Here is a 26870-nt window from a genome sequence, read left to right as displayed (position 1 = left end):
TTGAGTTATTTCATCTTGAGCTGGAAGCAATTCACGATCATATGCCGTAGTGGTATGGGCAGGGGTTTACTGTTAGTCAGAGTCTTGCCGATCATTTCGTGTACTTTTCGTCACTCTGTATAAAACAAAGGGATCAGGAGTTGCTGTCCGGCGATAATAATTGAATCTGATAGCTTATTTATCTGTTTTATATGCGAGACGGTTGTGTTGTTGATCTGAGCCAGTTCGCTCAATGATTCGCCCGGTTGAATGTTGTGAATTGTGAATTTGTATTTGACATAATCAAGACTCCCTTCATTTTTGTAAAAAGCTTCTATTTTGTCTTTAGGCAGAAGAATACGATTATCTCGTTTGGCCAGAGTATAACCAGCCGTGTAGCCAGGATTGAGTGCATACACGGCTTTACTTGAGATCTCAGCATGGCTGGCTAAAACGTTTAATTGAACGCGGGTATTTACAATAACCTCAGACAACGCTGGCTCGGGCTTGATAGTTGCGAAATCCAGGTCATATTTTTTGTGGTGTTTAATAATGTCAGCCATGGCTAACAACTTAGGAACATACCATCGGGTCTCTTTCGGTAATTCTAATGCCCAGAAGTCAGTTGATTTTCCTTCAGATTTATTCTTTTTGATTGCATTTCGGACTCGCGCTCCACCGGTATTATAAGCGGCAATGGCATGAAGCCAATTACCGTTAAACTTTTCATGTAGGTATTCCAGTAGATCTAATGCCGCGGCCGTTGACGCTAGAACATCACGTCCGCCGTCGTAACCTTTTCTGTATTCCAGGCCGAATGTTTTCCCTGTCGGCACGGTGATCTGCCAGAGACCGGCAGCGGAGCGAGGTGAATATGCAAACTGATCGAAAGCACTTTCGATGAAAGGTAACAGGGCAACTTCAATAGGCATGTTGCGCTGTTGTACCTCGTCATATATGAGGTATAAGAAAGGTTCGGCCCGTCGGGATACCGTTCTGATATGGTATGGATTATTCACAAACCAGTGACGAGATTGTCGGATACGTTTATTGTCGGGAACAGGCAATGAAAAGGAACGGGCTAAGATATCCCACAAATCAGGTTCGATTTTCTCTGAAATATCAGAAATAGGTTGTTGTGAATTTGTTTGTGGCTGTCCTGTAGCAACATAAGTACCACTGTGTCGCTGGTGGTCAATACGACAGTGTTGATTTATGGTTTCTGAAGTCAAATCAATGATCGAACTATCGTTCGATTGGTCGTGGTTGCTTGTCGTTTCTTCCAGCAGGTATGCTCCCTGACAGCCAGAAAGCAGTATTGTACTGAACAATAAAAATTTATAATTCATATTGATTATTTTCAATTACCAATGATTTTAAGTTATTAATATCGTTACGCAATATTGATTTCCAAATTTCACCTGTAGTTAAATTTATAGCAGGTAAAATGTATTTTGCTTATAAATCTATCTATCGACAGGTTTGGATATATTGAGTCTGAAACCAAATTTCACCGATGAAACGTCGATATTTGGTTATGCTTAATAAGCTAAATCGGCAATGTCTAAAGTAAGAGGTAAGAAATGTCAGATGTTCTTTATCCCGTGGGAACGGTTTTAAAAATTCGTTGTAGCACATACTGGCACTATGGCATGTCGGACGGACAAGGTAGTGTGATCCATAATTCGAAAAAAAGACGCAGGGTACAGTTTGATACACTGGAAGAGTTCGCTGACGGCAAGGAAATTGTTGTCAGCTCTATTGTTGGGCAGGATCCTGAGCAGGCCTATATCAATGGTCAAAAATACTTAGGCATGCCTTATAATTTATTTAATCAAAATTGCGAACAATTTGTCCGTGAATCGCACGGTTTACCGGTGGAGTGTACCCAATTGCAGCGTTTTATCGTATTAATACTTGGAAGCTATTTGATATTGAGGGCACAAGAGCGCTTGATAAAGTTGGCGGGAGTAGGCTTGTTGTGCGGAGGGTTAACCACCCCTTCTGAAAAAAAACCGTATCGTCGTGCGATAATAGGTGCCCAGCTTGCAGTAGGAAGCGCTATATTATTGACGAGGGTTGCTCGTCTGCTAGTCCGACGAAGCATGCCCCTGTGACTCACTAATTTTATTTGTACGTTGATCGTCTTGTATTCGATCCGTGGCACAGAAAAAGATATCTCTGTCAGGTATGTTTATAATACAAGTAGAGTAATTGCACTAGTTGCATTAATTGAATGGAATCCATTGTGACTATTTTCATTGAACGCGAACATGATTTTCATCTGGATGATATTGTTGAAATGTCAGAGACAATTGCTGAAGAGTTGGCGCAGGAATATGGTATAAACTGGTCGTGGCAGGAAGGTAAACTGGTCATTCACCATTCATCGGCACGTGGATTTTTACATTCACAGGAAGGCAAGATTGTTATTCAGCTGAAATTGGGGTTTGCTGCGAGTTTTTTTGCATCTACGATTGAAAACCATATCACGGAACGGCTGGACCAACTGCTAATATCTAACTAATTCAAGTCTTAGTGACGAGGGCCGAGAAACGAGAACCTAGATTCTCGTTTCTCTATACTTATTACTCGATTCTAGCTTCTTGCCCCGAGGTATACCGCTACACCTTCCCGATTCAATCATTCAAATATTTGATCTCGCCCGCGTAAAATCGCTCTTTTAGTAAGAACATTCTAATTGAAATTCTTATTCTATGTATAAGCAGTCAGGCAAATACCACTGGCTGACAACAGATGGAATAGAAATTAGGAGGGCGCAATAATGGGCATCTTTAAACAGACTGCGTATGAATCAGGCAAAGATAAAAAAGTTATACGTGATGCCATGGTCTACAACATTTGGTTAGCCGGGTTGGGCGCTTATGCAAAAAGCGCGGATGAAGTGAATCAGTTATCAGATAAAGGTAAAAGCTTGTTTGATGAACTGGTAGAGCGCGGACATGCGGTTGAATCAAAAACTAAAGAACGTGTGCATACTGCACGTAATCAAACATCTGTTGCGATCGAAGAACGCGTTCATCAGATGGTGCAGAAATTTATCGGTATCGATAATGAGCGTTTGAATCGTGTCGATAACAAGATTGATCAATTAACAGCCAGTATTGAATCGCTGTTAGAGCGTCAGCAGACAGCTAAGCCAGAACAGGCAAAAGCTATTGCAAAACCAACGACAGCAAAAGCCCCTGCAGCACAAGGAAAGAAATCAGGCGTTGCACGTCGTAAATCGGCGAAAACAACAGAGACAGCTGTTAAAAAAGACACTGCTGTCAAAAAAGAAGTTGTTTCTGAGAAACCAAGAATGGCTGAGCCGGTAAAGAACGAAACCGCAGCTAAACCTGTAGCGGAAAAGATGGAAGTTAAGCCTGCATCGGAAAAAGCATAAACATCAGGTGCTGACGAGTCAGGTGGTAATAAAATAGCGAAAGTGAATTTAAAGTACGCTGAGTTCGCAGGAAGTCTACCAACAATCAATGAGCAGGCATCTAGTGAACACATAGCGATAGTTTCATTACACAGACCAGCGTTTAAGCGCAGGGGGATAATATTATGATCGATAAAACAGTAGTGAAAGCGGCGAAGAATGTCGTTGAAAGTGGTGAAGGTGTTGCGCGCAATATTTGGTTAGCAGGCTTGGGCCTTTATAGCCGCACACTTGAAGAAGCTCAGCAGTTAAATGAGAAAACGTCTACTGCGTTCGATGAACTGGTAGAGCGCGGGAAAGAAGTAGAAACCCAAGCGAAAGAGTGCATTGGTCAAAATGCCGAGAAGGCTTCTGATGAAGTAGAAGCGGGCATGAATGATCTATTCTACCGCCTAAGTGGCGTTGACCGTGAAAAACTAGAACGTATGGATGAGAAAATCGACAAGCTGACACTAGCTGTCGAAAAATTGGCAGAAGTAGAGTAGCTGCCAATGCAGGGTTATGTATCATCAAGCCAGCCAGATGATACTGTAACCCGGCAAGACATATAACCACACCTTCAGGATATATGTCTTTTTAGGTTGCGCGTGGGCCATGCACGCGCGCCTTTTTTCTATGGGGTTGGTTAATCAAATGGAGTCGTCTGGCATGAGGTTAGCGACGGCATAGAAGTAGTGACGGCGTTGTTAGTCGATAGAATTTTTACTGCCATACATTGACTAAACGGGTTATCTAACCCTTAATTAGTAATTAGCTCGGTTATTAACTTTTTATGTTAACAAGGTTGGAGTTATGGATAGCTGGCGTAATAGAGCCTTTAATAAACTCTTATCCCGTGTCATGCGTCAACGGCTTGCCCGTTGTAACTCAACCATAGAAATGCGTGAATTAATTTCTAGCATTGATAATTACGGCGCACTCATCAGTATGCCGAAAAATATGGTTGTGACCTCGGCTAAGTTCGCTAATGTAGGTTGTGACTGGGTTGATATGCCAAACAGCAGTGGCAATAAAATTATTCTGTATTTCCATGGCGGTGGATTTTGTTTCCATAGCCCCAACATCCATAATGCTTTTCTTGCCAGGCTTGCCAATGCCACGAAGTCACGAGGTTTAATGGTGAACTATAGTCTGGCACCGGAAAGGCCCTATCCAGCGGCTGCTGACGAATGTTATGGAGTGTATCGGACATTGCTGATCAAAGGCTATTTACCTCATCAGATTATTTTTGCCGGGGATTCAGCTGGTGGCAATTTAGCCCTAACAACTTTAATTCGTGCGCGAAACGCCAATTTACCTATGCCTGCAGGAGCAATATTATTGTCTCCTGTGACTGACATGGCCGTGACTGGAGAGTCTGCATTTACCAAGAGCAAAGATGACCCTTTCTTTGACTTGAGCAGCCTGCTGCTGATGCGTAATAACTATATAGGCAATCATAACCCCTGCGATCCTGATGTTTCTCCTTACTATGCGGCACTGCACGATCTACCACCGATTTTTATTACCGCTGGTACGGAGGAAGTCTTAATGGATGACTCCATTCGCTTAGCCGCAAAGATTGCTGAAGCGGAAGGGGATGTGTCTATTAATGTGGTTAAAGGTGTTCCGCATGTTTATCCGTTGTTTTATCAGCTGAGTGAAGCCCAAGAAGCGATCAAGCTCATGGCATCATTTGTCGTTGACCGATATGAAGCAAGTAAACCCACCATACCCAGCAAAAAAAAAGCCAGCTAAAGTAAACTGGCCTCATCGTGCGCACTCAAGCTGGCTTAGTCAGTCAGATCCGTTAGCTTTGTTTTTTGGTATTGAATAGCAGAATCCGAAATATCACCGCTATTACCCGTTTGCAACCATTTCTTGATACGTCCTGCATCTCCTACAGGCGTCAATTTCCCCTGAGTATCAAGCATGACCATTAATATCTTCTTGCCTTCAATTTTAGTAATCATTACCAAACAGTGCCCAGCAACATCCAGGTAACCGGTTTTACTCAGTTCTACCGCCCATTTTTTGCCACGCGCTAATAGATTGGTATTGGTATAACCCAGTTTGTATTTTGGCTTTTTGAAGTAAGCGGTATGCACGGCAGTGGTGCTGTATTTGCGGATTTCCGGGTACTGATAAGCGGCATGAACCATTTTTGCTAAGTTGTCAGCGGTTGATACATTTTCAGGGCTAAGACCTGAACTATCAACAAAGGTTGTATCTGCCATGCCGAGTGATTTTGCTTTATTGTTCATGGCATCGATGAAGGTGTCGTAACCGCCAGGGTAATTTCCGGCGAGTGCCGCTGCCGCCAGATTTTCCGATGACATCAGCGCAATGCGAATAGTCTCACCGCGACTGAGTTGCGACGCCATTCGGATGCGAGAGTAGCCGTTGTACATCCGTTCTTTATCTAATCTTGTGAATGTAATTTTTTCGTTCAGGGGCAACTTTGCATCTAGCACCACCATGGCCGTCATAAGCTTAGTTAACGATGCTATTGGCATCACCACATCGGCGTTTTTCTCAAAGAGGGTTTTGCCAGATTTCATGTCAGTGACATAGGTACTGACTGATGCCGTTTGGATATTTTCCGGATCCAGTTTGGCCGTGTTGATTGTTGCAGTCGCGGTAAAACTAGCACTGGATAAGAAAAAGAAAAAAAGTAACGCTTTGCCCACAATGGCTCCTTGCAAGGTTATATTAAATAAATCGGTATAAAGATAACAAAAAAACAAAGGCTATTGTTTCCCTTCCCTGAACTCTAATGCGAGTGAACATACTGTAAAACCACACGAATTAAAGATAAAATTTCGTTTATTCAAGGGAATACAATTAAAAAAGCCAGCTAAAAAGTTAGCTGGCTTTTTTATATTTTTATCGATAAGCGATTAGTTTTTGCAGCGGGATCAAATTTTCCCGTTTTTATCTGGCTGTTCGCTTACAATTTTAATCAGCGTTCAAAAATTATTAGCTTTCAAAATTGTAAGTCAGGCTGACCGCATCGGTGATATTTTGTACTGTAGACTCTTGCTGGCCGTTGTATCTCGCCAGAATCGAATGCTGGCCTTTAGGAATGTTAACCATCACATTAATCCCTTCACCAACAGGCACTCCATTGATGTAGAAGCTTGCAGCCTTATTACTGACTAACTTAACATCGAACGATTCCACACCAATTTCTTTGATGATCTGGGCATTGATATCTTCGTTGTACTGAACAAATAAGTTGAATGAAACATTGTAGGTAACATTCCCATCGTAATCCATCATCGCTGAGTTGACATTGAATTTGTTAACGTTACTTTTAATGTTGATCTGACCAAAACGAGACTCAATGGCATCATTGACTAATTTGCTATTGGTCTGCTTATTTTCAAAACACTCACGAATAGATTGATAAGGAGAGCACTTAAGCTTGCCGTTTAACTCAATCGGAATAGGGCTGGCAAATTCTTTTTTGATTCGAGAGACTGCATTCTCTTTGAGAGAAGTGAGCTTCTCGTTGTAGGTTTTATTTGACTCACGGATCGCATCATTAAGCTTGTCGATTTTCTTTTTATTCTTGTCAATAAGAGCAGTATTTGTATTTATTCTCTCTTGAGCAGACTTAATCTCTTTTGACACCTTTTTCATTGAGTCGAAATAGTAATTCGTGCTTTCTTCTGTGCCAGAAAGCATTTCTTCACTCATTTTCAGTTGGAATTCATGATAGGTCTTTTTTCCACGAATAATGGCTGATTCCAACTGCGCAGTTTGGTTTTTATAAGTGAAGATACTGCTGTTGACCTCAGTGAGCTCTTTCAATTCAGTCGTATTGTTATACTGTTCTTTTACTTGCTTTATCTGCTCGAGTTCGCTTTCAGTCAGTAATGAAGCCCCTTGAGCAAAGAAAGCTGCACTTATCGATAGCAGGAAAATGGCTTTTTTTAACATTGACGAATGGTTAACCTTTGAAAATATAGAGTTTTAATCAAGCAGCGAGACCTGCTAGCGAAAATTCAGCATGTATAAAAGCTTCAGTAGCCTTAAAGCTATCATTTTTTTGCAGAACCCTGACAAACTGAAGTTGCATTTCATGTAATACATCACAATTTTTTACAAATGTATTAAATAATTATTTAAGCCGGAAGTCATTATTTTTATGGTAGTTATAAGAATAAAATCATCATAATTTTAAATTCGCCCCAAACACAATAAGCACCATTGTGCATATGATTGGCAATAATAGCTAAGTGAAAAGTAAATAACGGTCAAAATACAGGCGCTGTCAGGCCAAATTAATGGCGTCAGGCTTGTCGTTATAATATCAAAAGAAAGCTTACTTTTTGTTGGTGGTTAAAAAACGACCGATATTGTTGGCCAGTTAATATGTTTTTGGAGGAAGTTTAGTCATAACAGTTTTACTTGTACTTACGTCAGTTGAGTTATTTTTGGTATAAACAACGCCGTGAAATTATCACGGCGTTATCAAATGTTATTCATGATGAGGTTAATTCACAAGCTCGTTGAGTAAATCTTGGTGGGTATAGAACTCTGATTCCGCCGACTCTGTCAGGTAAGGTTCTACCATTGAGATCAGGCGTAATACACCAGAGCGAATCAGTTCGCTTTCGCTGTATTTATCATCTAACAATGTTTGATAATTAAGCCAGTTAAGGCTAACCAGTAGTAGGTTATCGGCTAACAATGGCAGGCTGTTGTTATCACACTTTAGTTTCCCTAAAATGATTAGCTGATCAAGCATGTCATTGCTCAGCTGGCGCAGCTTTAAGATCAACGTACGAATCTTTCGCTTAATTTGTGGGTTATGACCGTTTAGGTTATCAAGATTTCTGAACAGAAAGCGATAGTGGGTAAACAACGCCATTACTGTGTGCATAAAAGGCCAGTAGTCATCAAAATCTTTAACCTGGTTAGGGTAATTATTACTAATAGTGGTTAACGAGTTCTGCAGCTCGGTAATCAGAGTGGTAATGATCTCGTCTTTGCCTCGGAAATGGTAATATAGGTTTCCAGGGCTGATACCCATCTCTGAGGCAATAATCAGCGTACTGGTTTGCGCGATCCCTTCGCGGTTAAAAAGGTCTAGACTGACTGACAGAATCCGATCACGGGTTTTCATTATCCTTCCTTGTCTGACTGTTGCGGTGAAAGAAAAGTGTTTTTGCACTTAGTACCAAAGCCACATTGTGCGCTGGTAGCTAAGGTTCTGGTCTGTTTAATCTGTTCAATTCAGACAACACAGATCACTTCTGTTTTATTCAGCGAGCAGTTGCGGTAAGGCTTCGCGTAAAAAATCGTATTCCGCTTGCATTTGCTGCCTGATATCATCGCTTATAAATGATACTAGGGCGCTGCCAATAAATGGTAGTGATGAACTAATGGTGACAGCCACTTTGTTCTGAGTGGCTGGTCCGCTAGCCGGTTCACTGAATACCATCTGGCCACTGATCGCTGCGGGAACACCGACAATATCTACTTTCATCTCACACAAAATATTCCCGTCTTCCTGCCAGTACCATTTTTCACTTTGCTTTATGGTGTTATCGCTACCTAGAATGCTTTTTAGCATCCCTGGTACATTCGCAGGCATATCGCGCTGAGTTTCAACTAGGAAGCCATCGTCGGTTTCTTCAAGCCTGTTTATACGCACACTTTTTGCACCCAGGCTCAGGTACTTCTCAGTGATGAGTTCTTCTTCACTAAAAAAACGCAAAATGGTATCGAGATCTTCTAGGTAATCATGAATGACAGAAACTTGCATAATGTATCCTTACATGAGTTTTTCGCAAATGACACTTGGAAGTGCAATTTGATTATTAATAATATAGCTTCTACCGACAAAAAATGGTTAATGACTGCTTTGTAACAGCCCCAAAATACTGGTCGGACGACACTTCCACAGTGTGCATCTGGTAGCACAAAAGCTCAAAGTCGTTTTGATGAAAATTAGGAGTGGATCAATATTCCTCGTTGGAATTTTACGGTTTAGAGTAATTGCTCACAAAAAGTCCGGTTATGCTTGCAAGATATGGCGGTGCTGGTGTCAGGTTTGAGGTAAAGGATAGAAAAATCACATATGATTGCATTAATTGATTTTTTGCTTTCATGAAATTCAAAAGGATTGTTTTTTTGTGACGAGTGAATAAAGGGTTACTTGTTGTTTTGCTATCAATATAGATTTAAGCGATAAGGCTGGCATACAACAGGCCAGCGAGCAGGAGTGTGTTCTTTGGGACTCTAGGTTTGTTGACGGCAACAGATAAGCGTATGATCATTAAGTCACTTTTCAAGTGCTTATTCGGCAACCGCCTTGGTGTTCATAAGTTCTTGAAAGGAAGGATCAGATGCTTCCTTTTAGTGTGTGTTCAGCCGCCATCCCCTTAACATCCAGCACCAGATTTTCTAGACCGCTATAAACTTGGAAGCGATGGCCCTTAGCTCGCGCAATCATTGTGATACCAAGTTTTTTCGCTAAGTCGTAGCCCATTTGTGTGGCGCCTGAGCGGGATAATAAAACAGGGATCCCCATCTGCGCGACTTTAATCACCATTTCAGAGGTTAAACGCCCGGTGGTATAAAAGATTTTGTCAGCACCGGTTTCGCCCTTCATCCACATTTCACCGGCCAGGGTATCGACGGCATTGTGACGGCCGACATCTTCGACAAACGACAGAATATTGGTGTCTTTACATACCGCACAACCATGCACGGCACCAGCCGCTTTGTAGGTTTGGTTGTGATGGGTTAAAGACGCCAATAACCCATAGAGCTTAGACTGGTAAATAGTAGGTTGGGGCAGCGTAACGCCTTCTAACTTTTTCATTACGTCACCGAACATGGTACCTTGGCCACAGCCGGAGGTAACCGTTTTCTTACTCAGCTTCCTTTGCACATCATCGGTATTTTCGCCGGTGATCACTGCGGCCGAGTTGGTTTCCCAATCAATAATCAATGATTCAATGGCTTCGATATCTTCGATAAACCCTTGATTTTTTAAGTAGCCAAGAACCAGCGGTGAAGGGCGTTCACCCAGTGTCATCAGTGTCACCACTTCAATCCAGTTTAAATAGACAGTTAAAGGGTGCTCGCACGCAATTTCTTTGGCCATCATGTCACCGTATTCATCCATCACATCAACGGTGATTGTCTGATTAACAGATGAGTTTGTTTTTATGATTCTTGGCAATTTGGACATCAGAGATTCCCTGCGGGTATTTTATAATGTTAATTCAAGTCCCACATCCAGGGGGATGCTGGACTGTTTTTTAACTGAGTTGTCAAATTCTATGTTATTGGAAGAATTTCACCATAAAAAAACAGAACCGTCAGTATAATAAACAGAATTTGATTGCGATGTGCTGCCTTTTGATATCTAACGCACTATAACTTTATATATGTAATTCAAAATAAGAAACAATCCGCAAATTTTTATAAAACATCATTAACAATAAACCGTTCAGTAAGCAAAAGAGTCAGTTAAACAGTTCCGCTGAAAGGGGGGGAGTGACAATGGAACATGCTATTATGTCGATTGGTTTTTAACGCAAGTCTAAGACTATTGTCTAAGACCAAGGCGCTTAAAACCGGATAAAAACAGTGGTATAAATAGATGATAAAGATCACACGAGGACAGCACATATGCTTTTTCCCTACCGAAGTATTGTCATTTTAACGGGTGCGGGTATCTCTGCTGAATCTGGCATTCGAACGTTTCGTGATCAGGACGGATTGTGGGAAAGTCATCATATTGAAGATGTTGCGACGCCTGAAGGCTATCGTCGTGATCCTGCTCTGGTGCAGAATTTCTATAACCAACGTCGTCACCAACTAGAAAGTGGCACTGTTTCCCCTAATGCTGCACATTTTGCTCTGGCAAAGCTTGCCAAAGAGTTCAATGGAAAAGTGACTATCGTTACCCAGAATATCGATAACCTGCATGAAGTGGCAGGAAGCCAAAATGTTATTCACATGCATGGAGAGTTGCTGAAGGCACAGTGCAGCCAAACAGGCCAAAGTGTAGAGTGGGGAGGAGATCTTATGTTAGATGACCATTGCCACTGCTGCCAGATGCCCGCTCCGTTACGCCCAAATGTCGTCTGGTTTGGTGAAATGCCAATTGGAATGGGACGTATTCATGAAGCGTTATTGGATGCGGATCTGTTTATCTCTATCGGTACATCCGGTGCTGTTTATCCTGCTGCAGGTTTTGTCCATGAAGCGGCGATGCATGGTGCCCATACTATTGAATTAAATCTTGAGCCAAGCGAAGTCGAAAATGAGTTTGCTGAGAAGCGCTATGGCCCGGCATCGAAATTGGTACCTGAGTTTATAGATGAGATTTTAGGAATATCAGGTGCAGCGTGATCTAACCGAGGTTAAAGAGTTTATAAAAGGAGGCTCGACTTGAAACCTCCTTTTTTATAACGTCAAATCTTTATTATTGACCCGCTTTTAGCTTCTGGAAGTACTCTTCATAAATGGTGTTTGCAGTGCCAACACTGTCTTGCCATTCACCCGCATCTAATACTTCTTGTGACGGGAAAACATTCTTATCATTTACAAAGTCTGCCGGCAGCAGTTTCTTTGCACCGGCGACTGGCGTCGGATAACCAATTTCTACGGCTACTTTTGCTGCATTGTCCGGACGCAGCAGGAAGTCGATCATTTTATGAGCAGCGTCTGTATTCTTGGCCTTCGCTGGAATTGCCAGACTGTCCATCCAGAATATCGCACCTTCTTTTGGCCATACGATATCGACTTGTGCGCCTTCCTGACGCGCGGTGTACGCCGAGCCATTCCATAGCATACCCAGAGAAACTTCTCCGGCCATATACGGGTTAGCGGGGTAGTCCGAGTTAAATACCAATACATTTGGCATTAATGTCTTCAGCTCTTCATAGGCCGCTTTGATTTCTTCCGGCTTTTGGGTATTAGCTGAATAACCCAGCTTACGCAGTGCAATGTGGAAGAATTCACGAGCATCATCCATCATCATCAACTGGCCTTCCCATTTAGGATCCCAGAAATCACTCCAGCTGTTGATCTGGGTTTTATCCATCATATCGGTATTCACACCAATACCGGTAGCACCCCAGATATAAGGGATTGAGTAATCGTTATTTGGATCAAAAGGTTTGTTCAGATAGTTAGGATCAAGTTCTTTGAAATAAGAAAGTTTTGAGTGATCAACTTTTTGTAACATGCCCTCATCACGCATCTTAGATACATAATAAGTGGATGGAACAATCAGGTCATAACCTTCGCCGTGCGTTTTCAGCTTGGCATACATGGTTTCATTCGATTCATAAGTGGAATAGATGACTTTAATGCCCGTTTCTTTGGTGAACTGCTCCAATACTTCTGATGGAATATATTCAGACCAGTTATAGAAATAGAGTTCATTATCTGCGGCTACTGCCACGTTGGTGAACATTGCTGCTGCGCATACGCTACCGGCCACTAAAGAAGACCATTTTTTCATTGTTATTGCTCCTAACAAACTGGACGTTTCGATCCAAAGGTTGAGAGTTATCTCTAGCGAATATACCGAACGAAAATGCCAGTATTAAACCGCTACCCCTAATTGTACGAAAATAAATTATTAGCACATTAAGCTAATGAATTATTTCCGATTATTGTGCGGGAATTATAGCAGAAGAATACTATGATCACAGCAGGCGATATGCGGATGTGGGTGGTGTGCTTCATCCTTTAGGGGAGAGAAATAAAGGCGGAATAAAAATTAGGAGGTATTTCAATTTCTCTATTTGTCATACATAATAATTAGAAATACTGCACTAAACAACAGGTTGTACTTTCGCGTCCGCATGACCAGCAATTTATTACGGAGAAAAACGATGCGCCAGCTGATAAAGAATGCCACCGTAATTGATGGCAGAGGGTGTGCCGGGTTCAATGGCGATGTGTTAATTGACGACAAGGTGATCGCTAATGTTGCGCCTGTAATTACGGCAGAAGTCGATCAAATAATTGAGGCCGATGGCGCGTTTGTGACTCCGGGTTTTATTGATGTTCACAGCCATGCCGATCTGGCCGCTTTTCTGCCGCAAGGCTTCAGACCCAAAGTGCTGCAAGGGATAACCACTGAACTGATCGGTCTTTGCGGACTTGGTGTTGCTCCTGTGCCTGAAACTCTCCAGCCAGAATTGAGAAAACGACTGATCATCGGCAACCCCCCTGTTGATTGGAACTGGAACGACTTCCCGAGTTTCGGCGCTGCCCTGAAAAAACAGGGGATGGAAGTCAATCTGTCGTCCTTTCTGCCACATGGTTTATTGCGCTATCAGATTTGTGGTAACAGCAACATGCCGATGGATAAGAGACAACGCCGGCAACTGGCTCTGTTGGCTGATGAATCGCTGGCTGCCGGTGCCCGTGGTATTAGTTTGGGTTTGATCTATCATCCTGCGTTATTTAGTGACCGCAATGAGTTACTGACTGTCGCCCGGATTGCCGCCAAACATCACAAGCCGCTGGTTGTACATATGCGCAGTGAAAGTGATGAGATCCTGGAAGCTTTACAAGAGATGATCACATTGTCGCATCAAGCAGGATGCCAGCTTCATATTTCACATCTGAAATTAATTGGTCGTCGTAATGCCGGTAAACTGGATAAGTTACTGACACTTATCGAACAGCATGAGCTGACATTTGATCAGTATCCGTATCATTATGGCAGTACGACATTGTTTTCTGTCTTACCTCCGGCCCTTATTCGCACTTACGCACCTGATGCTTTAATGGGCGCACTGCAAACACCGGCTGTAAGAAAGCAACTTCGTGATTGGTTTGCAGAGCGGATTTTACCTCAGGCCGGTGAACCGTGGGATAATCTGCCTGCATTGTTAGGGTGGGGGAATATTCTGGTTTGTGAAGTTGAAACCCAGGCATCTCAGCAATGGTTGGGGCTGAATATTGCCCAGTGCGCACAGCAGACTGGGCAGCATCCTGTTGACTTCGTCCTTGATCTTCTTGTCAGAGAGCGGGGTAATGTTCGGATGATCGACTATTTTATGGATGAGGCGTTAGTTGAACAGATCTTTCAGCACCCGCGGGGAATGGTCGGCTCTGACACAATATTGGGAGGGAGGCTTCACCCTAGGGTCTGTGGTACTTTTCCGCGAATAATCCACGACTTTGTCAGACAGCGCCAATTGCTGTCTTTTGAGCAGGCAGTTCATAAAATGACGGCCTTGAGTGCAGAAACATTTTCACTCGACAAGCGCGGTAAAATAGCACCGGGCTACTATGCTGATATTGCCATGTTTGGCTCCGATTTCTGTGATCACGCGACCATTGAACAGCCGCAACAGTGTTCAACCGGATTACGTAATTTATGGGTCAACGGCTGCCGTAAAGTGGCGGAGGAGCAGTATTTGGAAACGTGTTCTGGCGAATTGCTACTGGCATAACAGGTAACGACGCCAATAAAAAAGGTAACCAACAAGCTATCTTAAAGAAAAGAGTTCACTAACAACTGATTTCAAAAAACAACGTGGTTACCTTAGTGGGATCATTTGATTGATGAAATTACTGGCCGGCCTTAAGCTCTAGGAAGTAATTTTCATAACGGATATTCATTTTGCCCACAGCATCTTGCCATTCACCACGATCAAGATCTTCTTGTGGTGGGAAAAGGGTAGGATCATCTTTGTATTTTTCGTTAGACGCTTTTACTGCCGTCAGGTAACCGGTATCTTCTGAAATCTTTGCGGCTACATCTGGGCGAAGCAAAAAATCGATCATTTTGTGTGCAGCATCAACGTTCTTCGCATTTTTAGCAATAGCAAGGCTGTCGACCCAGAAAATCCCGCCTTCTTTAGGCCAAATCAGCTTTATTGGCAGGCCTTCTTTTTGCGCTGCAGCCGCAGAACCATTCCAAAGCATACCTAAACCCACTTCGCCCGCTAGATACGGTGCGGCTGGGTTATCAGAGTTAAATACCAAGACGTTCGGCATTAGTTTTTTTAGTTCTTTGTAGGCTTCGTCAATCTGTTGAGGATCGGTGGTGTTACCTGAATAACCAAGCTTACGTAATGCAATATGGAAGACTTCTCGTGTATCGTCCATTAGCATAAGTTGGCCTTTAAGTTCAGGATTCCACAAGTCAGCCCAGCTGTTGAAGTCTGCAGGATCATACATATCCGTATTTACCGCCAGACCGGTCATCGCAATCACATGAGGGATAGAGTAGTCATTGCTAGGATCAAAAGGCTTGTCGAGATAATTCTTATCGAGCTCTTTAAAGTTCGTCAGTTTAGATTTATCGATTTGCTGTAACATGCCTTCATCACGCATTTTCGTAACAAAGTAAGTTGATGGCACGACTAGATCATAGCCTTCCGAATGTGTTTTCAACTTAGCATACATAGTCTCGTTCGACTCGTAAGTCGAATAAATCACTTTAATACCAGTTTCCTTCGTAAACTGTTCTCGTAGTTCCGTAGAAATATACGGTCCCCAGTTCATAAAGACTAATTCTTTGTCAGCTGCACTCACTGTATTTGTAAACATAGCGGCTGCACATGCTGCACCGGTCAGAAAAGCGAACCTTTTTTTCATTATTGTATCAACTCCAAAACCCCATTAGGGTGTTAAAAAAACAAGCGACTAATCAGAATAGCCACTTGCATTTATTTGGCTCAGGCCAAATTTAGATCGTGAGATCAGTTCTCCGAAGCACGAAAACTACTTTATCTTTTCCCGTGCAACTAGCTGCGAGCAGATGACCAAAAACAGGGAAACCACTAGCATTATAGTCGCTAATGCATTCACTTCCGGAGAAATGCCGACTTTAACCATTGAGTAAATTTTCAATGGCAGAATTTCGTAAGTCGGACCTGTTACAAATGAACTGACAATGACATCATCCAGTGACAGGGTAAAACTCAATAACCAACCCGCGGCTACCGCGGGTTTTGCTAAGGGCAAAATAATTTGCTTGAGAATGACCCACTCACTGGCACCCAGATCGCGAGCCGCTTCCAGCATCTTCACATCAAAGCCTTTGAGCCGACTATAAACGGTGACGACCACAAACGGCAGACAGAAGGTAATGTGGGACAGTAACAAGGTTAAGAATCCCAGCTCGGCTCCCAGCAATAAAAATAGCGCCAGCAGCGAAATCGCCATCACAATGTCAGGTGACATCATCACCACAAACAACATGCCATTTACGAATGTTTTACCACGGAATCGGTAACGGAATAAGGCAACGGCCGTTAGGCTACCGATAATCGCGGCAACGGTGGCTGAAAAAACCGCAATATTGATAGAATGCCACGCTGCTTGCATTAAGCCATCATTATTAATTAGATGCTCATACCATTTGGTGGTAAATCCTCCCCATTTCATACCAAATTTGCTGGCATTGAAGGAGTTCACGATCAAAATAATGATCGGTGTATATAGGAAGGCATACACCAAAGTCATAAAACTGAACTTAAATGCGCGTCCCATTATTCCAGCTCCACTTTACGGTTGAGTAATTTCCCTGCACGGTAATAGGCATACAGCATGACAGCCATAGCGACGGTTAACGCGATACTGGTTGCAGAACCAAAAGGCCAGTCACGGGCATTCAATACCTGACTCTTAATGACGTTACCAATAAGCAGATTCTTCGCCCCACCCAACAGATCAGAAACATAGAACATCCCTAATGCAGGAAGCAGTACCAGTAAACAGCCGGCAATAATACCAGGCATGGTTAACGGGAAGATCACTTTGATGAAGGTTTGAAATTTATTCGCACCCAGATCGCGTGCCGCTTCGATATAGGTATTGTCGAGTTTCTCTATCGCCGAATAAAGCGGCAGTACCATAAATGGCAACAAAATATAAACAAGACCAATCATTACCGCATATTCGGTGTACATAATGCGTATCGGTTTATCAATAATATCCAGGTAGAGCAGGGTATTATTAAAGATCCCCCGGGTACCCAGCATGATTTTCAAACCATAGGTACGGATCAATGAGTTGGTCCAGAATGGTACGATCACCAAAAACAGCATAAATGGCCGCCACTTCTCGGGCATTTTCGCAATAGCGTAAGCAAACGGATATCCAATCAGCAGGCACAAGAGCGTTGCGACAGCCGCCATATAGAACGAGTGCAACATGACCTTGGCGTACAACGGATCAAACAACCTTATGTAGTTATCAAACGTAAAGGTCATTTCTATCAGGTTTGCATCATCTCGGGTCAGGAAACTGGTTCCGATGATCATCAGGTTAGGCATAAATACAAACAGCACCAACCAACTGACGATGACCGTTATGATGATGTTTTGGAGATTAAGCTTCTTGTTCATCAGCCAATACCACTTCCCAGCTTTCTACCCAGGTAACTGCAACTTTCTGATCCATAGAGTGGTCGACATCAGGATCGTCTTCGTTGAAGAATTCGCTAACCATCACAGACTTGCCTGATTCCAGTTCAATAACCGAATCCAGCGTCATCCCTTTATAGGTCCGCTCGCGAACGTAGCCGATGATCCCCGCTGCTTGATCGCCATCATTGATTTCTTCCAGGCGGATATCTTCCGGACGTAGTAGCACTTTCACCTTGTCACCGGTATTAACCGGTAGTTTACAGTGAACCTGTGCTGAACGGCCTTCAATATCAGCCATAATACGCTTGTCATCTAAACGTTCTTGTACAATGGCGTCAAAGACATTGATTTCGCCGATGAAACGCGCAACAAACAGGTTGCTAGGCTCTTCGTAAATTTCACGGGGTGAGCCGTCTTGTTCAATATTGCCGTCACGCATAACGATAATGCGGTCAGACATCGACAAGGCTTCTTCCTGATCGTGAGTCACAAAAATAAACGTAATGCCAAGTTTGCGCTGAAGCTGTTTTAATTCGATCTGCATCTGTTTACGGAGTTTGTAATCAAGGGCAGATAAAGATTCATCCAGCAGCAATACTTTAGGTTTATTTACAACGGCACGGGCAATAGCAACACGTTGCTGCTGCCCACCAGACAGTTGATGAGGCCGACGAGAGGAGAACTTTTCAAGCTGCACCATACGTAGCGCTTCAGTTACCCGAGGTTCAATCTCAAGCTCTGCAACTTTTAGCATGCGCAAACCAAACGCGACATTCTCAAATACCGTCATGTGCGGAAACAGAGCATAACTCTGGAACACCGTATTAACATGTCGTTGTTCTGCAGGGATCTCGGTAACATCCTTGTTGGCAATAATAACCTGACCATCGTCAGCGTTCTCAAAACCAGCAATAAGGCGAAGTACAGTGGTTTTGCCACAACCGGAAGGGCCCAAGATCGTCAGAAACTCACCATCATTCACATTCAGATCAAGGCCTGCGATGATTTGTTTGCCATCAAAGCTCTTGCTCAGCCCATTGAGTTGGATCACTGGTTTTTTAGATGTTTTTGCAGCGTTCAATTCTACGTTATCTCCACCTGGGGTGTATGGTTAGGATCCCATTATCAATGGCTCATTTTAAGAGGCGAATAATAGTCTTCTAAAAGCGCAATAGAAAGTGTTTTTTTCCGTATTTTTTCTGTTGATGCAATACCTTGTATCACAGTAATACAACAGAAAATCAGGGTTATATCTGAGCGTAAAGTCAGCCATTTCAGAGTCAGGTAAAGGAATGATACTGCCGCCACATTATGGCACTCGGCTAAGTATGAAAGGCCTTCAGAAACAACCTAAGTCGACTAACAGATAAGAGGTCTGCATTAGAATATTTAGAAAAGCGGGACGGCCTGTTCAAATATCGTACGATTTGACGGCTTGTGAGCATTTTTTACAACAGCTTGATTTTTAAAAACGTCTAGCTAGCGTACAATAAGCGTTCCTCAGACAGAATGATATGTATATGAAAGACGCAATGAATAAAAGCTTCCACGTTGGCGGCTCGATTGAAAAAGCCTTAAAAGGAGATGTTGATCTTCAGGCGGTTGCTGTATTGCAAGAAGCCTGGAAAGTGACAGCAAGACACTTCTTATCCTTTCTTCCTGCCATTATCGGCCTTTTTCTTGCGCAAGCTGCGCTATTACTGGTTGGCTTGCAAGTGCAACTGGGTGATGCTGCTTTGTTTTTTGATGTCATTATCAGTGGTCAGGAAATGACGGCAGAACTCGTTCAGGCGGGTTATATGGCTAACTTCTGGTCGGATGTTTTAAGTGCACCACTGTTCGTTGGTGTGAGTCTCATGGCATTGAACCATGCCGTCGGATTGCCGACCAAACCAAGTCATTTAGTGAAAGGCTTTCCTTTTCTCCTGGTGTCTATCATTACCATGTTACTGACATCTTCAATCCAAGGGATCGGTAATGCAATTTTCCCTCTTATCGGGTTACTACTCTCTATGGGTTTTAGTATGGCGATTATTCTGGTTTGTGAAAAACGAGTCACGCCGCTGAGGGGGATACAGATTTCACTCATAGCAACATTGAAAAAATTAATGCCGATGACGGCAATTTATCTTGTTGTACTCGTCATGTTCTTTATTTCCTTTGCTACTGCGGGGTTAGGGTTGATTTGGACCATTCCATTCTTCTTTAATGTTAAGGGTATTATTTACCGAAACCTGTTTGGCATAACGTTGCAGGTGACCACTGCCAAGAAGGGGCATGATGATCACAATAAGCCAGATAAGAATGACAAGGTATTTACCGCGTGATATTGAAGAATAAAATTGCCTTGGTGTTTTTGATTTCCGCCCTGACAGCTTGCGGGGAGGCACCGTTTGGAAACATATCAGATTCAAGCAAAGATAAAGAGACTTCTTCTGAACCTGATTTTGCAGTGATTGAAGATGTTAATCAGAAAAAACAATCTTTTTTTGATCACTTACGACCAGCCGTCGTGCAGGAAAACAAACGGGTGAGTGAAGAACGTGATTTTCTGTTGAAGCTGAAGTCAAAGGCTGAGTCAGAAAAAGCGATCGACAGTAAACAGCTTGTTTATGCAACAAAGCTGGGCAACATGTACCAGTTGCCACTTAACAGTGACAGCGTCACAAATGACTGGCTTTCACTGATGTTGCTTCGTGTTGATGTGTTACCTGAAGAGTTAGTGCTAAGCCAGGCTGCGAATGAGTCAGCTTGGGGAACATCACGCTTTGCCGTTGATGGGAATAACTATTTTGGTCAGTGGTGCTACCGTGAGGGCTGCGGCTTAGTGCCGGCCTCTCGCACAGAAGGCTTTACCCATGAAGTCGCCGTGTTTGATTCGGCATATCAGTCTGTTAATGCTTATTTTATGAATTTAAATCGTAATAATGCTTATACTGAACTGCGTCAAATTCGCGCAGAGCAGCGTACTGCCGGACAAACAATCACTGGTACAAAGCTGGCTGAGGGCTTAAGCCGGTATTCTGAACGAGGTCATGAGTATATTGATGAAATTCAATCCATGATCAGACATAACAATAAGTATTGGAGCCAAGGATAAGGATGAAGTTGAGCCATTGGCTGTTAGCCGGCCTGTTTGCCACAAGCACTGTATATGCTCAAGACGCCAACGCCCAGAAGATTGATATTCGCTACAGTACGCTTCATAGTAAATTGAAGCAGAATGTAAAAGAAGGTCATGATGATGTGCGCATTGCACTGTTTCTTGTTAACCAAGCAAACGGGGAAGTCTGTAAGACCCGAAAGGCTTCGATGCGAAAAGAGAAGCATTATGAAGAGTTGGTGATACCCGAGAGCAATGAGTTAGTGGTTCCCGTTGATAAAAACCTTCGCCAGGCGAACCCTGATGTCACATTCGTAATTGATGACGGCATTACGTGTGATGTCTCGATGCAAGTTATTGCCAACCAAAATTTTGATACAAGCTTGAGCCAAAACGAGATCGCGCAACTGGTTCCTCAAATGAATAATATGCTTTCCGATCTTGGTGGCATGTTTGCATCTTGGTTTATGCCTGAAGCTGAAGGGGTCGTTGTACACTTTTCCGAATCTAAAGCCGTTATTAAATTAGCTGATTTATCCCAAGATGAAGTTTTACAATTCCCGCAACCAATCGTCAAAGTAACCCCCTGGATCCCTCAAGGTAGTTAACGCCTGATCTATCAAATTTATGCTCGAAAAAAAGCCTCTAACCATTACAGGTAAAGAGGCTTTGTTGTTCTGCCGTTAGGTGAAACGAGTAATTACTTTAGCTCTCAATATGATGCCGTACATTAGTGATGTGTTTTCAGTTCTGCAAAAGCCAAAGATGTTTTTTATGGTGAGAATTCCTTTCTATTCTGATTAATTGGTGGTTACCAGAACTTGATTAATTTCTGTTTTGATATTGTCTGATTGTGTACCGAAAATAGCCTGTAAATTATCGCCAATCACCAATACCTCTCTAGCTCCAAGTCGTTTAATGCCGTCAATGTCTGCTTGTTTGATATCATGTAATGTGACACGCAGACGGGTAATACAAGCATCAACATTTTTGATGTTAGATTTGCCACCGAGTGCAGAGATAAGGTTCTCAGCCAGTTCAGTTCCAATCTCAGTAATTTGGCTGAGATCTTCTTCATCGCTCTCTCGTCCGGGAGTCATCAGATTTAATTTGGCAATCAACAAGCGGAATACGGTGTAGTACATGATTGCCCAAAGTGGGCCAATAATGATGAACTGCCATGCATTTTGTGATAGTGGGTAATAGATTAAGAAATCGATAGCACCGTGTGCGAAGGTCACACTGTGATGGATGTCTAATGCGCTGACAAGAGCAAAACCAATACCGGTGAATATACAGTGAATGACGTAAAGAACTGGTGCGACGAACAGGAATGAAAACTCCATTGGCTCAGTGATACCGGTTAGCCAGGAAGTTAATGCCGCCGAAGCCATAATACCGCCAACCAGAGCGCGTTTTTCAGGCCGAGCTGAACGATAAATTGCCAAACCAATTGCAGGTAGTGCCCACATTGAGTACATGTAACCGCCAGCTAGATTACCTGCAGTAGGGTCGCCAGCAAGATAACGTTGTATTTCACCTTTGATCACCGCACCTGTTTCAGGATTTACATATTCGCCGACTTCAAAGAAGAAAGGAACATTCCAGATATGATGCAGGCCGAAAGGTATAAGTGAACGTTCAACAAAGCCATAAATACCGAAAGCAAGGGTTGGACTTTGATAAGCAGCCCAGTGTGAAAAAGTGTCAATTACATTACCGATGGGTGGCCAGATGTAGCTCATTATCACACCAAGTGCAATTGCACTGATCCCCGTAACAATGGGCACGAACCGTTTGCCTGCAAAAAAGCCTAAATATTCCGGTAAACGAATATTGTAGAAACGTTTGTACATCACCGATGCTATTGCACCGATGGCAATCCCGCCAAATACGCCGGTATTAATGGTTGGAATACCGATCACACTGGCAGTTTCGATACCATGTTGTTTTGCCATTACGCCCATCGTGGCGGTCAAGATGGCAAACCCTACAGTCGCGGCAAGACCAGCCACACCATCGTTATCACTTAAACCAAGTGCCACGCCAATTGCAAAAATGAGTGCAAGATTGCTGAATACGGCATCACCTGACATTGCCATAATGTCAGAAACGATTGTTGGTAACCATGAAAAATTAGCGGAACCTATACCGAGTAACAAACCTGCTATAGGTAATACGGCGACCGGTAGCATAAGCGACCGCCCGATTCTTTGTAGTAAACCAAAGGTAGAACTGATCATAATAAATTCCTTATTTGTGTGTACTCTCTTTCATTTACTACAATAAATTATTAATTCTTGTTCAAGGTTAATTAAGGTTATCTATTTGTAAGAGAATACTTACAAATAAATTAAAATCATTCTCGATTAATGAAGGGGAGCTGATAAAATGGCTTGAAGATAAAAGAGACAACACGTATAAATTCAAAGAATCTAGTTTATCGAGATGAAATAGTGAAGAATAAAACCATATTAGTGGTTGATGATAATGAAGAAATACGTGATGCGCTAAGCGAATACTTAGGGCGTTCAGGTTTTAATGTGCTGACGGCTGCCGATGGCGATGAAATGTGGCAGCACTTAAATAAGGAAGAACCTAGTTTAATTATTCTAGATATCATGTTGCCCGGTGATGATGGATTAACACTGTGCAGTAAAATACGACTCAAATCACATGTTCCTATTATTATGCTGACCGCTGTCTGTGATGAGACTGATCGTGTAGCAGGGCTTGAAATCGGTGCAGATGATTATATTACAAAAACGTTCAGCCCCAGAGAATTACTAGCCAGAATTAAAGCCTTACTTCGGCGTAGTCAATTTAGTTCAAATACGCCATTTAATCGAAAAATTGCATTTTTAGATTGGACCTTTGATACCGTAAAACGCCAACTTATTCATACCAATGGAAACGTCGTACAATTATCAGGAGCCGATTTTTCCGTCTTTAGCCTGCTGGTACAACATCCGAATAAATTATTTAGTCGCGATGAGATTGCACAGTGTATCTGGGGGAGAGATGTAGAACCTTTCGAACGCGGTATTGACGTCCAGATGAGTCGGTTGCGCAAACACCTGAAAGATGACGATCGTTCTCTTATTTTAACCGTTCGCAACAAAGGCTATATGCTTGCGTTAGACACATTAGACGAAGCATGAATGACTTTGAGCCTAAACGTGAATGGATGTTAAGTCATGAGATTTAGTTTTGTTCGTTCTATTTCTTTTCGTGTTGGTGCAACATTGCTGGTTATTATCGTTATAGCGGAGTTAGCCGCCGGTATTATTTGGTTTCAATCTAATGCCAGTAAAGAAGAGAAAAGTTTGCGTGATACTATGGTAAGTATCACAACCAGTGCTGTTGATACTTACAATTATTTTTACTCTTTACCTATAAAATATCGTCATTTAATTCTTAACCAACTCCGGGAGTTGGGTGGTACTCGCTTCTTTATTTCGATCAATAATCGTGAACTGCCAGTCAAACCACTTGATGGTATGGCTATAACTCGAAACCTGACAAAAGTGGCCAGTGATATCCTCCATCAAAAAGTGAATATCGCGAAGAGTATTCAAGTCGCAATGACGCGCCGTGATGATATGAGAATATTTAATTCAGGAATTAAGCTTGAAGAGTTACCAGAGGTTTGGGCCAAATATAGCCTTGCACTTGGCGAACTTGATCTTCCTATCATTGTGATACAGATAGAAATGTCAGACAAGGAATGGTTCTACGTTGCGGCAGTCTTACCGGTTCCTTTTTCTTCCCTTGAACCGACATTTATCGATAAACGACAAGCTTTCTTTTTAGGTATGACATCAATTATGCTGATGTTATGTACTGCCTGGATATTACAAAGAGAGATTCGCCCAATTAAGTCATTAGCTAAAGCGGCAACGCTAATGGGAGGGCAGTTTTCTGTACCAGAAGTCAAAGAAGAAGGCAGTAAAGAAACTCGAACCGCAGTGCATGCTTTCAATAAAATGAACCGTCGAGTACGGTCCTATATTCGAGATCGGGAAATGTTGTTTGGTGCCATATCTCACGATTTAAAAACACCATTGGCATGTTTAAAACTGCGAACGGAAATGTTGGATGATGAAGCAACAAAACAACGCTTTGAAAAGTTGCTTAATGAGTTTGACGTGATGTTAAACGGCGCATTGCAATGTATACGTGATACCAATATTCACGAAGAGCCCGAATGGATAGATGTAACGCAGTTATTGGACCATTGCCGAGACTACTATAATCGCAACCATCATTGCGTCACCATCCATAGTAGAAAACCACTAACATATTTAGGTAAACCGTTAGCAATAAAACGTTGTATTTACAATGTTGTCGATAATGCCGTGATGTATGGTAAAAAGGTTGATATAAGCATCAACGATAATGTCCAAATATTGCAGATTATCATTAGGGATTATGGCCCGGGAATTGATAAAAAATTGATTGAAAAAGTATTTGAACCTTACTTCAGGGCGCATCCACAAGATGAGTCAGGATCTGGGTTAGGCCTGACGATCGCACGGAGTATTGCAAGGAGTCATGGTGGAGACTTAAAGATTATGAATCATCCTGAAAAGGGGTTGGAAGTTCATTTGATATTTACGAGAGATTAATGAGATCGATTACTGTTCTAATGTTGCTTTTATTTACCTGTACTGCGCTTGCTGAACGTGAAGTCGAGTTTTTACATTGGTGGACATCAAAAGGTGAAGCTGCGGCATTTAATATCGTCAAAAAAGCGCTCAATGAAAAAGATATTAAGGTGGTTAGTTTTCCGGTTCAAGGCGGCGGAGGTGATAGGGCGATGTCCATTCTGCAGGCGCGAGCCATTGCGGGAAATCTGCCGGATATAGCACAATTGGAAGGGCGATCGCTTCAATCTTGGGCTGCATTGGGTTTTTTACAGTCACTCAATACAATTGCTGCAAAGCATGAATGGAATAAAACCTTGCTTCCCTTGGCACAAGAGATCCATCGATATCAAGATCACTATGTTGCTATCCCTATTACTATTCACCGACTCAATTGGATGTGGGTTAATCATGACATTTTGTCACAGTATCAATTATCGGTACCGACAACATGGGACCAAGCCATCACTGTTTTTCGTGAATTAAAAAGAAGAAATATTCCTCCTTTGGCGATGGGGAGCGAGCCATGGCAGGTTGTACAACTATTTGAAAATATAGCTTTTGGCTATGGAGGCGCTGAGTATTACAGAAAGGCGTTTATTGATTTGGAACCCAGTTACTTAAACAGTGAGATCACGGTTGAAGTATTAGATAAATTTCGGAAAATAAGCGAAATAGTGCTGCCAGATATGACTAGCATTGGATGGGATACAGCCACCAGAGAGTTATTGGATGGCAAGCGGGCATTTCAGATTTCGGGGGATTGGACCCTTGGTGAGTTGATTGCCCAAGGCGGATCGGTGCCTGAGAAAATAGGATGTTTCCCAACACCTGGAAAACATTCTGGATTCATTTATAACATGGATAGCTTTGCTATTTTTGATGGCCCCTTGCTTGATGATGATTCTTCTTATGCATTAGCGAAAACACTAGCAGAACCCGAATTTTTGCGCCAATTTAATCAAGTCAAGGGGTCTATCCCCGCCCGTAATGATATATTACTGGAAGGTTTTAATGCTTGCGCACTTCAATCACAGCAAGACTTTAATCTTGCAAGCCAACAAAATACCATGATTCCAAGCATTATTGATTCAATGGCCGTTAGTCCTTTGATTCAAAAAGCCGTATCCAGTGAATTATTTCGCTTTTTTAATGAGCCTTCCATGAAGGCAGAGCAAGTTATTTTGCATCTGCAAAGTATTCCCAAAAGCGGAATACTAATGGAGTAATTGACTGAGATAGTCTTGAAATTGGTTCCAGTCTCACCAAAAACTGACCCAACTCAAGCCATTTACTCTCCAATTGTTTGATACTGACGGTCAATTCTTAACGATTCTTCGTTTTGA

The 26870-nt window shown here is 42.5% G+C and carries 25 protein-coding genes; 13 read left to right on the top strand and 12 right to left on the bottom strand.

Annotated elements, in window-relative coordinates:
* Positions 1–110: 110 nt before the first annotated feature.
* On the bottom strand, positions 111–1328 hold the full coding sequence (locus AC2204_RS05690) for a transglycosylase SLT domain-containing protein (RefSeq protein ID WP_318924511.1): 1218 nt from the start codon (positions 1326–1328) through the stop codon (positions 111–113).
* Positions 1329–1562: 234 nt separating this feature from the next.
* Between AC2204_RS05690 and AC2204_RS05685 the strand changes: the two genes are divergently transcribed.
* From AC2204_RS05685 to AC2204_RS05665, 5 genes are all read left to right on the top strand, one after another.
* On the top strand, positions 1563–2096 hold the full coding sequence (locus AC2204_RS05685) for a lecithin retinol acyltransferase family protein (protein WP_318924510.1): 534 nt from the start codon (positions 1563–1565) through the stop codon (positions 2094–2096).
* Positions 2097–2227: 131 nt separating this feature from the next.
* Positions 2228–2506 carry a polyhydroxyalkanoic acid system family protein gene (locus AC2204_RS05680; protein WP_318924509.1) on the top strand — a complete coding sequence of 93 codons (279 nt, stop codon included), beginning with the start codon at positions 2228–2230 and terminating at the stop codon, positions 2504–2506.
* Positions 2507–2764: 258 nt separating this feature from the next.
* Positions 2765–3385: a phasin-related domain-containing protein gene (locus AC2204_RS05675; protein WP_318924508.1), complete on the top strand. Its 621-nt coding sequence runs from the start codon at positions 2765–2767 to the stop codon at positions 3383–3385.
* Between the two features lie 164 nt (positions 3386–3549).
* Complete coding sequence (locus AC2204_RS05670) at positions 3550–3909, top strand: phasin-related domain-containing protein (protein ID WP_107282595.1); 360 nt, start codon at positions 3550–3552, stop codon at positions 3907–3909.
* Positions 3910–4216: 307 nt separating this feature from the next.
* Positions 4217–5161: an alpha/beta hydrolase gene (locus tag AC2204_RS05665; RefSeq protein ID WP_318924507.1), complete on the top strand. Its 945-nt coding sequence runs from the start codon at positions 4217–4219 to the stop codon at positions 5159–5161.
* Positions 5162–5196: 35 nt separating this feature from the next.
* Here AC2204_RS05665 and pbpG read toward each other — a convergent pair whose 3' ends face one another.
* The 5 genes from pbpG to fdhD form a co-directional block, all read right to left on the bottom strand.
* Positions 5197–6093, bottom strand: a complete 897-nt coding sequence (pbpG, locus tag AC2204_RS05660; protein WP_318924506.1) for a D-alanyl-D-alanine endopeptidase — start codon at positions 6091–6093, stop codon at positions 5197–5199.
* A 289-nt stretch (positions 6094–6382) separates the two neighbouring features.
* Positions 6383–7348, bottom strand: coding sequence for a hypothetical protein (locus tag AC2204_RS05655; protein ID WP_318924505.1), 966 nt, complete (start codon positions 7346–7348; stop codon positions 6383–6385).
* 556 nt (positions 7349–7904) lie between these two features.
* Entirely contained in the window at positions 7905–8537 is a 633-nt protein-coding gene (locus AC2204_RS05650) for a TetR/AcrR family transcriptional regulator (protein WP_318924504.1), read from the bottom strand.
* Between the two features lie 135 nt (positions 8538–8672).
* A complete protein-coding gene (locus tag AC2204_RS05645; RefSeq protein ID WP_318924503.1) occupies positions 8673–9179 on the bottom strand; it encodes a DUF2505 domain-containing protein in 507 nt (168 codons plus the stop codon).
* Positions 9180–9758: 579 nt separating this feature from the next.
* Complete coding sequence (gene fdhD, locus AC2204_RS05640; RefSeq protein ID WP_318924502.1) at positions 9759–10613, bottom strand: formate dehydrogenase accessory sulfurtransferase FdhD; 855 nt, start codon at positions 10611–10613, stop codon at positions 9759–9761.
* Positions 10614–11056: 443 nt separating this feature from the next.
* Between fdhD and cobB the strand changes: the two genes are divergently transcribed.
* Positions 11057–11782, top strand: a complete 726-nt coding sequence (gene cobB, locus AC2204_RS05635; RefSeq protein WP_318924501.1) for a Sir2 family NAD+-dependent deacetylase — start codon at positions 11057–11059, stop codon at positions 11780–11782.
* Between the two features lie 73 nt (positions 11783–11855).
* On the opposite strand, the gene AC2204_RS05630 is transcribed toward cobB, so the two are convergent.
* Positions 11856–12899: an extracellular solute-binding protein gene (locus tag AC2204_RS05630; protein WP_318924500.1), complete on the bottom strand. Its 1044-nt coding sequence runs from the start codon at positions 12897–12899 to the stop codon at positions 11856–11858.
* 376 nt (positions 12900–13275) lie between these two features.
* Between AC2204_RS05630 and AC2204_RS05625 the strand changes: the two genes are divergently transcribed.
* Positions 13276–14850: an N-acyl-D-amino-acid deacylase family protein gene (locus AC2204_RS05625; RefSeq protein WP_318924498.1), complete on the top strand. Its 1575-nt coding sequence runs from the start codon at positions 13276–13278 to the stop codon at positions 14848–14850.
* A 118-nt stretch (positions 14851–14968) separates the two neighbouring features.
* Here AC2204_RS05625 and AC2204_RS05620 read toward each other — a convergent pair whose 3' ends face one another.
* From AC2204_RS05620 to potA, 4 genes are all read right to left on the bottom strand, one after another.
* Positions 14969–16000 (bottom strand): extracellular solute-binding protein, encoded by a 1032-nt coding sequence (locus AC2204_RS05620; protein ID WP_318924497.1) that lies wholly within the window; start codon positions 15998–16000, stop codon positions 14969–14971.
* A 126-nt stretch (positions 16001–16126) separates the two neighbouring features.
* Complete coding sequence (gene potC, locus AC2204_RS05615; protein WP_318924496.1) at positions 16127–16897, bottom strand: spermidine/putrescine ABC transporter permease PotC; 771 nt, start codon at positions 16895–16897, stop codon at positions 16127–16129.
* Positions 16897–17754, bottom strand: a complete 858-nt coding sequence (potB, locus tag AC2204_RS05610) for a spermidine/putrescine ABC transporter permease PotB (protein WP_318924495.1) — start codon at positions 17752–17754, stop codon at positions 16897–16899. Before potB ends, potC begins: the two co-directional genes overlap by 1 nt.
* Positions 17738–18856: a spermidine/putrescine ABC transporter ATP-binding protein PotA gene (gene potA, locus AC2204_RS05605; RefSeq protein ID WP_318924494.1), complete on the bottom strand. Its 1119-nt coding sequence runs from the start codon at positions 18854–18856 to the stop codon at positions 17738–17740. The genes potB and potA overlap by 17 nt, the downstream gene beginning before the upstream one ends.
* A gap of 439 nt (positions 18857–19295) precedes the next feature.
* On the opposite strand from potA, the gene AC2204_RS05600 reads away from it, so the two are divergent.
* Genes AC2204_RS05600 through AC2204_RS05590 form a run of 3 tightly spaced genes read left to right on the top strand, consistent with a single transcriptional unit; the run spans position 19296 to position 21486 of the window.
* Positions 19296–20102, top strand: coding sequence for a DUF2189 domain-containing protein (locus tag AC2204_RS05600; protein ID WP_318924493.1), 807 nt, complete (start codon positions 19296–19298; stop codon positions 20100–20102).
* On the top strand, positions 20099–20875 hold the full coding sequence (locus tag AC2204_RS05595; protein WP_318924492.1) for a glucosaminidase domain-containing protein: 777 nt from the start codon (positions 20099–20101) through the stop codon (positions 20873–20875). The genes AC2204_RS05600 and AC2204_RS05595 overlap by 4 nt, the downstream gene beginning before the upstream one ends.
* 2 nt (positions 20876–20877) lie before the next feature.
* Entirely contained in the window at positions 20878–21486 is a 609-nt protein-coding gene (locus AC2204_RS05590; RefSeq protein WP_318924491.1) for a DUF2987 domain-containing protein, read from the top strand.
* A 192-nt stretch (positions 21487–21678) separates the two neighbouring features.
* Here the strand turns inward: AC2204_RS05590 and ptsG are convergent, their stop codons facing one another.
* Positions 21679–23121 carry a glucose-specific PTS transporter subunit IIBC gene (gene ptsG, locus AC2204_RS05585; RefSeq protein ID WP_318924490.1) on the bottom strand — a complete coding sequence of 481 codons (1443 nt, stop codon included), beginning with the start codon at positions 23119–23121 and terminating at the stop codon, positions 21679–21681.
* Between the two features lie 213 nt (positions 23122–23334).
* On the opposite strand from ptsG, the gene AC2204_RS05580 reads away from it, so the two are divergent.
* Genes AC2204_RS05580 through AC2204_RS05570 form a run of 3 tightly spaced genes read left to right on the top strand, consistent with a single transcriptional unit; the run spans position 23335 to position 26753 of the window.
* Positions 23335–24039, top strand: coding sequence for a response regulator transcription factor (locus tag AC2204_RS05580; RefSeq protein ID WP_318924489.1), 705 nt, complete (start codon positions 23335–23337; stop codon positions 24037–24039).
* A 36-nt stretch (positions 24040–24075) separates the two neighbouring features.
* A complete protein-coding gene (locus tag AC2204_RS05575) occupies positions 24076–25506 on the top strand; it encodes an ATP-binding protein (RefSeq protein ID WP_318924488.1) in 1431 nt (476 codons plus the stop codon).
* Entirely contained in the window at positions 25506–26753 is a 1248-nt protein-coding gene (locus AC2204_RS05570; protein WP_318924487.1) for an ABC transporter substrate-binding protein, read from the top strand. Before AC2204_RS05575 ends, AC2204_RS05570 begins: the two co-directional genes overlap by 1 nt.
* The last annotated feature ends 117 nt before the right edge of the window (positions 26754–26870 follow it).

The sequence above is a fragment of the Photobacterium sp. genome (genome assembly GCF_057456235.1).
This window is presented reverse-complemented; position numbering and strand designations above follow the sequence as displayed.

Excerpts from the sequence above, each read along its gene's own strand:
- AC2204_RS05590 (WP_318924491.1), top strand. The coding sequence starts at position 20,878 with ATGAAGTTGAGCCATTGGCTGTTAGCCGGCCTGTTTGCCACAAGCACT.
- AC2204_RS05630 (WP_318924500.1), bottom strand. The coding sequence starts at position 12,899 with ATGAAAAAATGGTCTTCTTTAGTGGCCGGTAGCGTATGCGCAGCAGCA.
- AC2204_RS05655 (WP_318924505.1), bottom strand. The coding sequence starts at position 7,348 with ATGTTAAAAAAAGCCATTTTCCTGCTATCGATAAGTGCAGCTTTCTTT.
- AC2204_RS05625 (WP_318924498.1), top strand. The coding sequence starts at position 13,276 with ATGCGCCAGCTGATAAAGAATGCCACCGTAATTGATGGCAGAGGGTGT.
- AC2204_RS05665 (WP_318924507.1), top strand. The coding sequence starts at position 4,217 with ATGGATAGCTGGCGTAATAGAGCCTTTAATAAACTCTTATCCCGTGTC.
- fdhD (WP_318924502.1), bottom strand. The coding sequence starts at position 10,613 with ATGTCCAAATTGCCAAGAATCATAAAAACAAACTCATCTGTTAATCAG.
- ptsG (WP_318924490.1), bottom strand. The coding sequence starts at position 23,121 with ATGATCAGTTCTACCTTTGGTTTACTACAAAGAATCGGGCGGTCGCTT.
- AC2204_RS05675 (WP_318924508.1), top strand. The coding sequence starts at position 2,765 with ATGGGCATCTTTAAACAGACTGCGTATGAATCAGGCAAAGATAAAAAA.
- cobB (WP_318924501.1), top strand. The coding sequence starts at position 11,057 with ATGCTTTTTCCCTACCGAAGTATTGTCATTTTAACGGGTGCGGGTATC.
- AC2204_RS05600 (WP_318924493.1), top strand. The coding sequence starts at position 19,296 with ATGAAAGACGCAATGAATAAAAGCTTCCACGTTGGCGGCTCGATTGAA.
- AC2204_RS05670 (WP_107282595.1), top strand. The coding sequence starts at position 3,550 with ATGATCGATAAAACAGTAGTGAAAGCGGCGAAGAATGTCGTTGAAAGT.
- potB (WP_318924495.1), bottom strand. The coding sequence starts at position 17,754 with ATGAACAAGAAGCTTAATCTCCAAAACATCATCATAACGGTCATCGTC.
- AC2204_RS05570 (WP_318924487.1), top strand. The coding sequence starts at position 25,506 with ATGAGATCGATTACTGTTCTAATGTTGCTTTTATTTACCTGTACTGCG.
- AC2204_RS05575 (WP_318924488.1), top strand. The coding sequence starts at position 24,076 with ATGAGATTTAGTTTTGTTCGTTCTATTTCTTTTCGTGTTGGTGCAACA.
- AC2204_RS05645 (WP_318924503.1), bottom strand. The coding sequence starts at position 9,179 with ATGCAAGTTTCTGTCATTCATGATTACCTAGAAGATCTCGATACCATT.
- AC2204_RS05620 (WP_318924497.1), bottom strand. The coding sequence starts at position 16,000 with ATGAAAAAAAGGTTCGCTTTTCTGACCGGTGCAGCATGTGCAGCCGCT.
- AC2204_RS05650 (WP_318924504.1), bottom strand. The coding sequence starts at position 8,537 with ATGAAAACCCGTGATCGGATTCTGTCAGTCAGTCTAGACCTTTTTAAC.
- potC (WP_318924496.1), bottom strand. The coding sequence starts at position 16,897 with ATGGGACGCGCATTTAAGTTCAGTTTTATGACTTTGGTGTATGCCTTC.
- AC2204_RS05685 (WP_318924510.1), top strand. The coding sequence starts at position 1,563 with ATGTCAGATGTTCTTTATCCCGTGGGAACGGTTTTAAAAATTCGTTGT.
- AC2204_RS05690 (WP_318924511.1), bottom strand. The coding sequence starts at position 1,328 with ATGAATTATAAATTTTTATTGTTCAGTACAATACTGCTTTCTGGCTGT.